The organism is Actinacidiphila paucisporea (assembly GCF_900142575.1).
Lineage (GTDB): Bacteria > Actinomycetota > Actinomycetes > Streptomycetales > Streptomycetaceae > Actinacidiphila > Actinacidiphila paucisporea.
Map to the genome: position 1 here is coordinate 37,272 of NZ_FRBI01000010.1, position 12,194 is coordinate 49,465.

The window sequence follows — 12,194 nt, forward strand, 5'->3', positions numbered from 1 at the left end:
TCGGGATCGCGCGCCGGGCGGACGGGCTCAGGCCTGGGCGCGCAGGCCCGTCATGTCCAGCTGCTCGGTGTCGTCGTGGGCCGTGAGGTCGATGACCTCGGACGCGTCCTCGGCCTGGGTGTGCTCGGGCGACTCCGCCGGCGGGACGTCGGAGGCGGGAGCCGGCGGCAGGGCCTTCTGCGTGCCGAAGAAGTCGAAGCCGCCGATCGCCCGGTTCGAGGAACCGCCGGGGCCCTGCGGGGTGGACGGCTGGGCGTAGGGCAGGACGGCCGCGGCCACCGCGGGGACGAGGCGGTGCTCCCGCACCGGCAGCCCCGCACGGGAGGTGGCGCGGGCGTGGGACTCCGCGGTGTGGCGCCCGGCGGGCTCCTCCTCGGGGGCCGCGGCCTCGCGGCGGCGGGCCGCGTCGACGGTGGCGGCCGCCTGCTGCTTCGCCGCGTTGCGGGACAGCTCGCGCAGTGCCTGCTCGGCTTTGAGGAAGGCGGCGGGGCCGACCGCGGAGGTGCCGGCGGTGAGGGCGAACTGCTGGGGGGCGTCGCCCACCCGCAGCTGGCGGTTCTTCTCCAGGGCCCGTGCCCGCTCGGCCTCGGCGGTGGCGTAGCGCCGCAGCAGGTCGGCGTGCTCGGTGCGGAGCCTGGCCAGTTCCGAGCGCTTGGCGCGGAGCTTCTTCTCCAGCCGGCCGCGGATCTCCCGCGACTCCTCGAGGTCGGTCTCCAGCTCGGCGACCCGCTCGTCGGTGCGCCATTCCTCGCGGACCCGGGCGGCTTCGAGTTCGGCCACCTCGCGGCCGGCGGAGCGGTCCCAGTTGCGGGCGAGTGCCGCGCCGGCTATCGCGGTGAGCGCGGTCGCCGCCGTGAGAATCCGTATCACGCCCGTATCCGCGACCGTCAGTGATGCGGCGGCGAGCACCGCGGCGCAGCCGACGACGGTCAGCGGTGGCAGCAAGCGGTGCAGTGGCTGGGAATGGCGGTGACGTCCACGGGGCATGGCCAGAAATTTAGCGTGCGCGGCGCGCCCGTGGGGCAGCGGGTCACACTTTTTCTGTCCGATTCCGGTAACTAATGGCGGACGAATACGGCGGGCATTCACCATGGCCCGTTGTGTCCGTTTTGCACCACGGGGAATGGCCGGTCGGGGCATTCGCCACCGGCCGCCAATTCGATCTTGGAGTGGGCCGCGCCAAGATCGGAAAGGTGATCGGGAACTCCGGATGCGCCGCGGCGAATTCGGGTAGGGCCTGCCCTAAGCCGTCGGTCCGGCCCTTCTCCGGTGCGGGTTCGTGACGCTCGGGGAAACCGGCATCGACCGGCACCCCCCGGCTGACCCGGTGTCACCCGATCGGGGGTGTCGGCCGCGTCGGTATGCCGTCCGGCGGGGTGACCGGCAGCCCCGCCGCCCGCCAGGCCTGGAAGCCGCCGGCCAGGTCCGTGGCACCGGTCAGGCCCAGGGCGTGCAGCGACACCGCGGCGAGGGTGGAGGCGTAGCCCTCGTTGCAGATCACCACCACCGGCAGGTCGTACGACTCCACGTCCGCCAGCCGGTGCGTCCCCGACGGGTCGAGCCGCCACTCCAGCTCGTTGCGCTCGACGATCGCCGCGCCCGGGATCGTGCCGTCGCGGTCGCGCAGGGCCGCGTAGCGGATGTCGACCAGCAGCGCGCCCTGACGGGCCGCCCCGGCCGCCTGCGCGGGGTCGAGGCGGCGGTACGTCGTACGCAGCGCGGCCAGGTGCTCGTCGATCGAGCGGGCCATCACCACTCCTCGGGGCGCTCGACCAGCTCAAGGCGGAAGGTGCTGCCCTTGCGGCTGTAGCGGCGGATCAGCGGCAGCGGCGGGTAGTAGGCGTGCACGGACACGGCGTGCGTGGTCTGCGAGCGGTTCTCGACCTGGTGCACGTGGTGCCGGCCGAACGCCCGCCCCTGGCCCTCCGGCAGCACCCGGTCGCGGTCCAGGCCCTCGGCCAGCTCCAGCGAGCGCCAGCCCTCCGAGGGCAGCGGCACGGCGAGCGACTGCTCGGTCAGCTCACCGGCGGCGGTCACGAACACCCCGTAGGAGCCGCCGTGGTCGTGCCAGCCGGTCTCGGCGCCGGGCGGCCACCCGATGAGCCACGCCTCGGCCCCGCCGGGGCCTTCCAGCCGCACCCAGGTGCGGCCCTCGGGGTCGAGCGGGAGGTCGCGCACCAGCGCGGTGTCGGCGGCGGTGCGGCGGGCGAAGTCCAGCAGTTCTGTCGCGCTGGGCGCGGTGATCGTACGCAAGGGTTACCACCCTGGGAAGAAGTGAACGGCGGGCCGGGGGCGCGCGTCAGCGCGCGGCCGTACACACGCAGCCCGCGTACCGGAGCAGGTCCAGATGGACCCTCCGGTGCAGCCGGGGCGCGATCACGTTCACGCTCCGAGCGAACCACGACCTTCCCTCGCGGGTCAACTCACCGCACCCACTCGGCCCCGCGCCGGCCCTAGCGGTGGTGGGAGTGGGCGTGGACGCCGGGCGGGGAGTCCTCGTCGTCGGGGAGCTTGCAGATCCGCTCCAGGAATACGGCCGCCGCCACCACGGCGATCCCGGCGAGGAAGGCCAGTCCGGCGTAGACGGCCTGGCTGCGGCGGGGGTCCATGTCGAGCTTGTACATGATCAGGTACAGGCACGCGCCGCCGTACATGCCCGCGACGAGGGCCGCGACCAGGGCGCTGGCCTGGGCGAAGACGACGGCTCGGGCGGCGGCCAGCGGGTCGACGCCCTTGGCGCCGGGGCGCCGCTCGCGCTGGGCGCGCAGCCGGGAGCGCAGCGACAGGGCCGTCGCGAAGAGGGCCACGGCGATCAGGACCAGGACGATCGGCGCGGCCACCGGGACGCCGGGCAGGGTGCCGACCGTGTCCCACAGGCGAGCGGCGGACCAGGCGATCACCACCGCGATCGCGAAGAGCCCCGCCAGCGTCCTGATCCGCAGTGTCCTCACCGAGTGCCCGCCTCCACGTCGTTCAAGCGTTGTCGCTGTCTACCGGTCGCAACGATTACTCGGGCAGCCGTAGTTCCAGGTCCTCACGGCGCTGGACGCCCTGCCGGCCGAGGGCCGCGAGCAGTTCCGCGACCGGGCCGCGGCCGGGGACGACGGCGGCCGGGTCGATGTCGTGCCACGGTACGAGCACGAAGGCGCGCTCGTGGGCGCGGGGGTGGGGCAGCGTGAGGACCGGGTCGTCGGAGACGATGTTCTGGTACGAGACGATGTCGACGTCGATGGTGCGCGGGCCCCAGCGCTCGGCCCGCACCCGCAGGTAGGCCTCCTCGATGGCGTGCGCGCGCTCCAGCAGCGAGACGGGCGGCAGGGTGGTGCGGAGCAGGACGACCGCGTTGAAGTAGCCGGGCTGGGTGCCGGGCTCGACTCCCCACGGCTCGGTCTCGTACACCGGCGAGACGGCCTTCACCCGGATGCCGGGGGTGTCCTCCAGCGCGTCCACGGCGCCCTGCAGGGTCTCCAGGCGGTTGCCGAGGTTGCCGCCGAGGGCGACGACGGCGGTCCGGGGATTCTGCAGCGTGCTGTCGGCCGCGTCGACCGCGGCGACGACGGACGCGGGGACGGGCTGCACGGTCGGGTCCGGGGACTGCTCCGGCCAGTCGGCGGTCACGGGCGCCTCCGGGTGATGGTCACGGTCACGTCGTCGAAGGGCACGGTGATGGGAGCGTCGGGCTTGTGCACGGTCACCTCGACCTCCCGCACCGCCTCGTGCCCCAGGCACGTGTCGGCGATGCGCTGGGCAAGGGTCTCGATGAGGTCGACGGGCTCGCCGGCGACGACGGCCGCGACCTCTTCGGCGACCACACCGTAGTGCACGGTCCTGTCGAGGTCGTCACCGGCCGCCGCGGGGGCGGTGTCCAGGCCCATCACCAGGTCGATCACGAAGACCTGGCCGTTCTCCCGCTCGTGCTGGAAGACCCCGTGGTTTCCGTGCACCTTCAGGCCGTGCAGGGCGACTCGGTCCACCGTCACTCCTCGTGTTCTGCTTCTGCGGTCTCGTCGTCGTCCTCGGCCAGCACGGGCGAGCCGTGGTGCACCCACAGCCGCCAGCCGTCGGCGGTGCGGCGGAAGACGTTGGTGGCCACCACCAGGCCGCCGACCAGGGAGCCGGCGGAGCCGTCGTCCTCGGCGGGGCCGCCGGTGAGGATGTTCTCGGTGCAGGTGACGACGGCGGCGTCGCCGTCGACGCCGACCTCGACGTCGGTGAGGAAGAACTGGATGTAGTCGGTGTTGGCCATGATCAGCGCGAAGGAGCGCATCACCTCGCCGCGCCCGCGCAGCACCGGCCAGCCGGGGTGGACCACGGCCACGGACTCTGCGAGCGGGCCGTCCAGGACGACCGACTCCAGCGCGTCGAGGTCGGAATTCTCCACGGCGTCGTAGAAGGCCTGGTTGGCGCGCTCGACGGCGCGCGCCTCGGCCGTCCGCGGCGTCACGCGCCCTCCCCGGCCGGGTGCTGCTGCGCGGCCGTCTCGATGGCGCGCGCGACCCGCACGGCGTCGGCGCTGGCGTGCACCTCGTGCACCCGGACCGCCCAGGCGCCCTCGCGGGCGGCGATCGCGGTGACCGCGGCGGTGGCCGCGTCCCGTTCGCGGGCCGGCGGCGGGTCGCCGGCGGCGCCGGCCAGGACGCGGCCGAGGAAGCGCTTGCGGGAGGCGGCCACCAGCAGCGGGCGGCCGAGCGCGCGCAGGGCGCGCAGGTGGGCGAGCAGGACCAGGTCGTGGCCGGCCTCCTTGGCGAAGCCCAGGCCCGGGTCGAGGACGATACGGTCCGGGTCGACGCCGCCGGCGACCGCCCGGTCCAGGCTGGTGCGCAGCTCGCGGACGACCTCGGCGAGCACGTCGTCGTAGACGGCGCGGTTGTTCATGTCGATGCTCTGGCCGCGCCAGTGCATCACCACGAAGGGCACGCCGGCCGCGGCGACCACCGGGACCATCGCCGGGTCGGCCAGACCGCCGCTGACGTCGTTGACGAGCCGGGCGCCGGCGGCGACGGCCCGCTCGGCGACGGCGGCCCGCATCGTGTCGACGCTGACCAGCGCGCCGGCCGCCGCCAGTTCGCGGACCACGGGCAGCACCCGGCGCAGCTCCTCGGCCTCGTCGACCCTGGCGGCCCCCGGCCGGGTGGACTCGCCGCCGACGTCGACCAGGTCGGCGCCCTGCGCGACCAGGTCGAGGCCGTGCTTGACGGCGACGTCCGGATCGAACCACCGCCCCCCGTCGGAGAACGAGTCCGGCGTGACGTTCACCACGCCCATGACCGCGCAGCGGTCCCACTGCGGCAGTCCGACGGGTCCGGCCGGACCCTGCTGGGTACTCATGCGCCCAGCGTAGGCGGTACGGGTCAGGCGACCGCACTCCGCTTGCCCGAGTCCTGCGACAAGGCGGCGGCACTGTCGGGCGCGTCGGCGTACCCCGTGCGGTGCCGGTGCGGGGGCCGGTCGGCGCGGCCGGGCAGGAAGCGCTGCACGGCGGCGGGCAGCGGCAGCGACAGGGTCACGAAGCCCTCCGCCTGCATGATCGCGAAGCCGATCCTGGGCAGGTCGCGGGAGTTGGGGAAGACCAGGAAGCGCGGCACCCAGTCGGGCTGGAATTTCGCGTTGAATTTGTACAGCGACTCGATCTGGAACCAGCGGGACAGGAAGACCAGCAGGCCGCGCCATCCGCGCAGCACCGGTCCCGCGCCGATCCGCTCGCCGCGGGCCAGGGCGGAGCGGAACATCGCGAAGTTCAGCGACACGCGGACCACGCCGAGCGCGGGCGCCTGCTGGAGGGCGGCGACGATCAGCAGCTCGTTGAGCCCGGGGTCGGCGCTGCGGTCGCGCCGCATCAGCTCCAGCGACATGCCGTCGGCGCCCCACGGCACGAAGTGCAGTACGGCCCGCAGGTCGCCCAGCTCCGGGTGCGGGGCGCCGGGCTCGCGGTCCTTGTGGGCGGTGACGACGACGCAGTCGCCGTCCAGGTCCTCGCCGAAGCGGCCGAGCGCCATCGAGAAGCCGCGCTCGGTGTCGGTGCCGCGCCAGGCGTCGGCGGCCAGCCGCACCTTCTGCTTCTCGCCCTCGGTCAGGTCCCGCACCCTGCGGACCCGGCACACATAGCCGGACCGTTCGATGCGCTTGACCATCTGCCGCACATTGCGCATGGCGCGGCCTTCGAGGGTGAAGTCCGCGGCGTTGACGATGGCCTCGTCGCCCAGCTCCAGCGCGTCCAGGCCGGTCTCCCTGGTCCACACCTCGCCGCCGGTCTCGCTGCACCCGACGACCGCAGGCAGCCAGGCGTGGGCGCGGGCCAGCTCCATGAACCGCTCGATGGCACCGGGCCACGCCTCGACGTCGCCGATCGGGTCGCCGCCGGCCAGCGCCACGCCGGAGACCACCCGGTAGCAGACCGCGGCCTTGCCGCTGGCGGAGAAGACCACGGACTTGTCGCGGCGCAGCGCGAAGTGGCCGAGCGAGTCGCGGGCGCCGTGCCGGGCCAGCAGGGCGCGCAGCCGGTCCTCGTCGGCCTCGCTCAGCTCGGCGACCGGGAGGGCGGGGCGCAGCGCGAGGTAGACGGTGGAGATGGCGATGAGCAGGCCGAGGCCGCCGAGCGAGTAGCCGACCACGTCGTTGACCCGGTCGCTGGTGTAGTTGACGGGCCCCTCGACGCCGAACAGGCCGAACAGCACGTGCTCGCAGCGGTCGAGGAAGCCCGGGTTGCCGCGCTCGGAGGAGGGGTGGGCGCTGGTGATGACCAGGCCGAGGGAGAAGGCGACGGCGCTCAGCGCGACGAAGTTCAGCAGCGCCGCCCAGCGGGTGCGCGGGTCGGACAGCGCCGTGAACTCCCGGCGGTGCACCAGCAGTACGGCCAGCAGCGCCAGTGACACGCCGACGCCGAAGAGGGAGTGCCGGTAGATCAGCTGGGTGGCGGCGCCGACCGGGAGCAGGGCCACGGTGGCCCACCAGGCCCGCTGCTTCCCCCTTTTGAGCGCGTGAGCCAGCATCAGCAGCAGGATGCCGGTGACCACGGAGGTCGCGGCGGCCAGCGAGCTGACGGTGCCGGGGAAGACCGCGGCCATGTGGTGCATCCGCCCGTTGCGGAAGGCGGGGAAGACCGCCGAGACCACGTCGAGCAGGCCGATCACCGCCGCGGCGGTGCCGATGATCTTCGGCACGGCGGCGGACCGCACGGGCCAGCGGTTCCGGCGCGGGGCCGATTGCCGGTCAGCGGACATCGTCCACCACCGACGGAACCCGGACCCGGCTATCGCCCTCTACCACCACAGACATTGGCCACCCAAACCACAGCATCACCGGAAATCACGGGATTGTCCCGCAATCTGCTCCAGTACGAAGAATTTTGCGCCCTCTAGGACGCGAACTCTGCCGTCCGGGTTCCTACCCGGACGGCGCAACTGGACGCCGACGCAGAAAGTACACCTGCCGACATGGGTCTTACGAGTAAGAAGGTGCTGTTCGCCGCCGCCCTGGTCGCGCTGGCGCTGTTCGCCGCCACCGTGTGGCTGTGGCCGCGACTGGCCCGGCGCGGTCCGCTGCCGGTACTGGGCCGGATCGGCGTCCTGCTCGCCACGCAGCTGGCGCTGATCGCGACGCTGGGCCTGGTGGCGAACTACTCCTTCGGCTTCTACGCCTCCTGGGCCGACCTCTTCGGCCGCGACACCACGCCCGGCGTCGTGGTGGACCACGCGGCGGGGGGCTCGCCGGCCGACTCGGCGCTGCGGGTGCTCAGCACCATCCACACCAACGTGCAGGGCGGCGCGGTGCCCCGGCTCGGCGGCCAGATCCAGAAGATCGCCGTCACCGGCGGCGTGTCGGGCATCACGACGACGGCGTACGTCTACCTGCCGCCCGAATACTTCCGGGAGCCGCAGCGGCGTTTCCCCGCCGTCGTGGTGCTCACCGGCTACCCGGGCACCGCGGAGGCGCTGTACAAGAAGCTCAGATACCCGGCGATCGCCGCGGGCCAGGTGCGGCGGGGCACCGCCCAGCCGATGGTGCTGGTCATGATGCGGCCCACGGTGGCGCCGCCGCGCGACACCGAGTGCACGGACGTGCCGGGCGGGCCGCAGACCGAGACCTTCTTCGCCGCCGACCTGCGGAAGTCACTGGCGGCCCGCTACCGCCTCGGCGCGGGCCCGGCGAGCTGGGGCATCATCGGCGACTCCACGGGCGGCTACTGCGCCCTCAAGCTCGCCCTGCGCGACCCTGGCGCCTACAGCACGGCGGTGGGTCTGTCGGCGGACTACGGCGCCCCGAAGGACGCCACCACCGGGGACCTCTACGGCGGCAGCCCCGCCCGCCGCGCCTCCAACGACCTGATGTGGCGGCTCGGCCACCTCCCGCACCCGCCGGTGAGCCTGCTGGTCACCAGCAGCCGGCACGGCGAGCACAACTACCGGGCGACCGTGCGCTTCGTCACCCTGGGGGGCGGGCCGACCCGGATCTCGTCGATCATCCTGCCCAGCGGCGGCCACAACTTCACGACCTGGTCGCGGGAGATCCCGCCGGCCGTCGACTGGCTGAGCGCCCACCTGTCGCCCTGAACAGGCGCGGCGCTCAGCGCCCGATGATCAGGCTCATCGCCTCGGAGCGGGTGGCCGGGTCGCGCAGCTGCCCGCGAACCGCCGAGGTGATCGTCTTGGCGCCGGGCTTGCGGACGCCTCGCATCGTCATGCACATGTGCTCGCACTCCACGACCACGATCACCCCGCGCGGCTCCAGTATCCGCATCAGGGAATCGGCGATCTGGGTGGTGAGACGTTCCTGCACCTGCGGGCGGCGGGCGTAGACGTCGACCAGCCGGGCCAGCTTCGACAGGCCGGTGATCTTGCCGCTCAGCGAGGGGATGTAGCCGACGTGGGCGACCCCGACGAAGGGCACCAGGTGGTGCTCGCACGAGGACATCACCTCGATGTCCTTGACCAGTACCATCTCGTCGTGCCCGATGTCGAAGGTGGTGGTCAGCACGTCCTCCGGCTCCTGCCACAGGCCGGAGAAGATCTCCCGGTAGGCGCGCGCCACCCGGTTCGGGGTCTCCCGCAGACCCTCGCGGTCGGGGTCCTCACCGACGGCGAGCAGCAGTTCGCGTACCGCGGCGGCGGCGCGCTTCTCGTCGAACTCGGAGATCCGGCCCTCGCCGTCGAGTGTCACGGGGTCGGTCATGGTGCCTCGTTCCTGCTGCTGGTACGGACGGCCCGGGTGCCGCGAGAACAAAAGGCCGCGGCCCCAGGGTAAAACCCCGGGGCCGCGGCCTTCATTCCGGGAGGTTCCCGGACCTGCGGCTTCTCAGCTGTCGGACCTGTCGTCCTCGGGGAGGTCGACCGGCTCCACCGGCGGCTTGGTCGTCGAGATGGCCGCCGGGCCGTTGCCGTTGGACTGCTGGCCGTTGGCCAGCGCCAGCTCCTTCGGCGAGAGCACCGGGGGCCGGGTCGACGGCGTGCGCCGGGCCGAGCCGGTCCAGGCGGGACGCGGCGGACGCTTCACGATCGGCGCGAAGATCTCGGCGATCTCCTGCTTGTTCAGCGTCTCCCGCTCCAGCAGCGCCAGCACGAGGTTGTCCAGGACGTCGCGGTTCTCGACCAGGATCTCCCAGGCCTCGTTGTGCGCCGTCTCGATCAGCTTCTTGACCTCCTCGTCCACCAGCCCGGCGACCTCTTCCGAGTAGTCGCGCTGGTGACCCATCTCACGGCCGAGGAAGGGCTCGGAGTCGCTGGAACCGAACTTGATCGCGCCCAGCCGCTCGGTCATGCCGTACTGCGTGACCATCGCGCGGGCCGTGGTGGTGGCCTTCTCGATGTCGTTGGACGCGCCGGTGGTCGGGTCGTGGAAGACCAGTTCCTCCGCCGCCCGGCCGCCCATCATGTAGGCGAGCTGGTCCAGCATCTCGTTGCGCGTGGTCGAGTACTTGTCCTCGTCGGGCAGCACCATCGTGTAGCCCAGGGCACGGCCGCGGGACAGGATCGTCACCTTGTGCACCGGGTCGGAGTTCGGCGAGGCCGCCGCGACCAGGGCGTGTCCGCCCTCGTGGTACGCGGTGATCTTCTTCTCCTTGTCCGACATGATGCGGGTGCGCTTCTGCGGACCGGCCACGACGCGGTCGATGGCCTCGTCCAGCGTGCCGTTGTCGATCAGCTTCTTGTCGCCGCGGGCGGTGAGCAGCGCCGCTTCGTTCAGCACGTTGCTCAGGTCCGCACCGGTGAAGCCGGGGGTGCGGCGGGCGACGGCCATCAGGTCGACGTCCGGCGCGATCGGCTTGCCCTTCTGGTGCACCGTGAGGATCTCCAGGCGGCCCTGCAGGTCCGGCGGGTCGACCGCGATCTGCCGGTCGAAACGGCCCGGGCGCAGCAGCGCCGGGTCGAGGATGTCGGGCCGGTTGGTGGCGGCGATGAGGATCACGCCGCCCTTCACGTCGAAGCCGTCCATCTCGACCAGCAGCTGGTTGAGCGTCTGCTCCCGCTCGTCGTGCCCGCCGCCGAGGCCCGCGCCGCGGTGCCGGCCGACGGCGTCGATCTCGTCGACGAAGACGATCGCCGGCGCGTTGGCCTTGGCCTGCTCGAACAGGTCGCGGACCCGGCTGGCGCCGACACCGACGAACATCTCGACGAAGTCGGAACCGGAGATCGAGTAGAACGGCACGCCCGCCTCGCCGGCGACGGCCCGCGCGAGCAGGGTCTTGCCGGTACCAGGGCGGCCGTACAGCAGCACGCCCTTGGGGATCTTGGCGCCGACGGCCTGGAACTTGGCGGGCTCCTGCAGGAACTCCTTGATCTCCTGGAGCTCCTCCACCGCCTCGTCACAACCGGCGACGTCGGAGAACGTCGTCTTGGGGGTGTCCTTGGTGATCAGCTTGGCCTTGGACTTCCCGAACTGCATGACGCGCGAACCGCCGCCCTGCATCTGGTTCATCAGGAAGAGGAAGACCACCACGATGAGGACGAAGGGCAGCAGCGACAGCAGGATGCCGAGGAAGGCGTTCTGCTTGGACTGCGAGACGGTGTACTTGTCGGGGAGCTGGACTCCCTTGACCTGGCCGTCCACGATCCGCTGCAGGTCAGCGGCGATCGCGGCACCCTGGTCGCCGATGTAGCTGGCCCTGACCTTGGAGCTGCCTTCGATCTTCACGCCGTTTTTGAGCTGCACCTTGATGGAGTTGTCGTCCCCGGTGGTCAGCTCGGCTGATTTGGCCTGGTTGGTGTCGATCGCGTGCAGTACCGCGCCGGTGTCCACCGTCTTGTAGCCGCCGCCGGACCCGACCACCTGCATCAGCACGACCACGGCGAGGACAACCAGCACGATCCACATCACTGGCCCACGGAAATAGCGCTTCACGTCCATCCATGCGGGGCGAAACCGCCCCGTCCCTCCTGCCACAGTGAGGCACCGCCGCCTGTCGGCACGTGTGCATCCGGTGTTGTAATGACCCGACCTTCGGACGGTACCCCAGCATTGTCACCCGAGGGCGCCGCCGACTGTTAACCAACCCGCTTTCCCCTGCTCCAACGCCGGGAAAGCGCCATCGGTTCCCCAGGCCACCCGGGCGGCGGCCGTGCCGCCTCCCGACCGCCTCCCGACGGCCTGTCAGCGGCCTGTGGGCCCTCTGTCAGCCGCCGTAGACGTGCGGGGCGAGCGTGCCGACGAAGGGCAGATTCCGGTACTTCTCGGCATAGTCCAGGCCGTAGCCGACGACGAATTCGTTGGGAATGTCGAAGCCGGTGTACTTCACGTCGATCTCCACCTTGGCCGCCTCGGGCTTGCGCAGCAGCGTGCAGACCTCCAGGGAGGCGGGGCCGCGCGAGCCCAGGTTGCTGATCAGCCAGGACAGCGTCAGACCCGAGTCGATGATGTCCTCGACGACCAGGACGTCCCGGCCGGCGATGTCGGTGTCCAGGTCCTTGAGGATGCGCACCACCCCGGAGGACTTGGTGCCCGCCCCGTAGGAGGACACCGCCATCCAGTCCATGGTGACCTCGCTCGACAGGGCGCGGGCCAGGTCCGCCATGACCATGACGGCGCCCTTGAGCACCCCCACGATCAGCAGGTCCTTGCCCGCGTAGTCCCGGTCGATCTCCGCGGCCAGCTCCACCAGCTTGGCGTCGATCTCTGCCTTGGAGATGAGCACTTTCTCCAGGTCGGTGCCCATGTCGATCTCGTTCACTGCCTGGTACGTCCCTCAGCTGCTCGGGTCCACG

General features: G+C 72.0%; 13 protein-coding genes. 1 reads left to right on the forward strand and 12 read right to left on the reverse strand.

The genetic code is table 11. The features are described from left to right. Positions 1 to 27: 27 nt before the first annotated feature. The 9 genes from BUE44_RS16770 to BUE44_RS16810 form a co-directional block, all read right to left on the reverse strand. Positions 28 to 987 (reverse strand): hypothetical protein, encoded by a 960-nt coding sequence (locus BUE44_RS16770; protein WP_073499103.1) that lies wholly within the window; start codon positions 985 to 987, stop codon positions 28 to 30. A gap of 343 nt (positions 988 to 1,330) precedes the next feature. Then, a complete protein-coding gene (locus tag BUE44_RS16775) occupies positions 1,331 to 1,750 on the reverse strand; it encodes a rhodanese-like domain-containing protein (protein ID WP_073499105.1) in 420 nt (139 codons plus the stop codon). Continuing rightward, positions 1,750 to 2,253 (reverse strand): cupin domain-containing protein, encoded by a 504-nt coding sequence (locus BUE44_RS16780; RefSeq protein WP_073499107.1) that lies wholly within the window; start codon positions 2,251 to 2,253, stop codon positions 1,750 to 1,752. Before BUE44_RS16780 ends, BUE44_RS16775 begins: the two co-directional genes overlap by 1 nt. A 200-nt stretch (positions 2,254 to 2,453) precedes the next feature. After that, positions 2,454 to 2,951, reverse strand: a complete 498-nt coding sequence (locus tag BUE44_RS16785) for a DUF3180 domain-containing protein (protein WP_073499109.1) — start codon at positions 2,949 to 2,951, stop codon at positions 2,454 to 2,456. 55 nt (positions 2,952 to 3,006) lie between these two features. Further along, complete coding sequence (gene folK / locus BUE44_RS16790; protein WP_073499112.1) at positions 3,007 to 3,618, reverse strand: 2-amino-4-hydroxy-6-hydroxymethyldihydropteridine diphosphokinase; 612 nt, start codon at positions 3,616 to 3,618, stop codon at positions 3,007 to 3,009. After that, positions 3,615 to 3,974 (reverse strand): dihydroneopterin aldolase, encoded by a 360-nt coding sequence (gene folB / locus BUE44_RS16795; RefSeq protein WP_073499114.1) that lies wholly within the window; start codon positions 3,972 to 3,974, stop codon positions 3,615 to 3,617. Before folB ends, folK begins: the two co-directional genes overlap by 4 nt. Positions 3,975 to 3,976: 2 nt before the next feature. Then, on the reverse strand, positions 3,977 to 4,444 hold the full coding sequence (locus tag BUE44_RS16800; RefSeq protein ID WP_073499117.1) for a nuclear transport factor 2 family protein: 468 nt from the start codon (positions 4,442 to 4,444) through the stop codon (positions 3,977 to 3,979). Next, positions 4,441 to 5,328 carry a dihydropteroate synthase gene (gene folP, locus BUE44_RS16805; protein WP_073499119.1) on the reverse strand — a complete coding sequence of 296 codons (888 nt, stop codon included), beginning with the start codon at positions 5,326 to 5,328 and terminating at the stop codon, positions 4,441 to 4,443. The genes BUE44_RS16800 and folP overlap by 4 nt, the downstream gene beginning before the upstream one ends. Before the next feature lie 23 nt (positions 5,329 to 5,351). Further along, on the reverse strand, positions 5,352 to 7,220 hold the full coding sequence (locus BUE44_RS16810) for a phosphatidylglycerol lysyltransferase domain-containing protein (protein ID WP_073499121.1): 1,869 nt from the start codon (positions 7,218 to 7,220) through the stop codon (positions 5,352 to 5,354). A 213-nt stretch (positions 7,221 to 7,433) separates the two neighbouring features. On the opposite strand from BUE44_RS16810, the gene BUE44_RS16815 reads away from it, so the two are divergent. Next, a complete protein-coding gene (locus tag BUE44_RS16815) occupies positions 7,434 to 8,549 on the forward strand; it encodes an alpha/beta hydrolase (protein WP_073499124.1) in 1,116 nt (371 codons plus the stop codon). Positions 8,550 to 8,562: 13 nt separating this feature from the next. On the opposite strand, the gene folE is transcribed toward BUE44_RS16815, so the two are convergent. From folE to hpt, 3 genes are all read right to left on the reverse strand, one after another. Next, the gene (gene folE, locus BUE44_RS16820; RefSeq protein ID WP_073499126.1) at positions 8,563 to 9,168 is read right to left on the reverse strand and encodes a GTP cyclohydrolase I FolE; all 606 of its coding nucleotides are present in this window, start codon (positions 9,166 to 9,168) and stop codon (positions 8,563 to 8,565) included. Between the two features lie 123 nt (positions 9,169 to 9,291). Continuing rightward, on the reverse strand, positions 9,292 to 11,340 hold the full coding sequence (gene ftsH / locus BUE44_RS16825; protein WP_073499128.1) for an ATP-dependent zinc metalloprotease FtsH: 2,049 nt from the start codon (positions 11,338 to 11,340) through the stop codon (positions 9,292 to 9,294). Positions 11,341 to 11,605: 265 nt separating this feature from the next. After that, the gene (gene hpt, locus BUE44_RS16830; protein ID WP_322940214.1) at positions 11,606 to 12,160 is read right to left on the reverse strand and encodes a hypoxanthine phosphoribosyltransferase; all 555 of its coding nucleotides are present in this window, start codon (positions 12,158 to 12,160) and stop codon (positions 11,606 to 11,608) included. Positions 12,161 to 12,194: the final 34 nt, after the last annotated feature.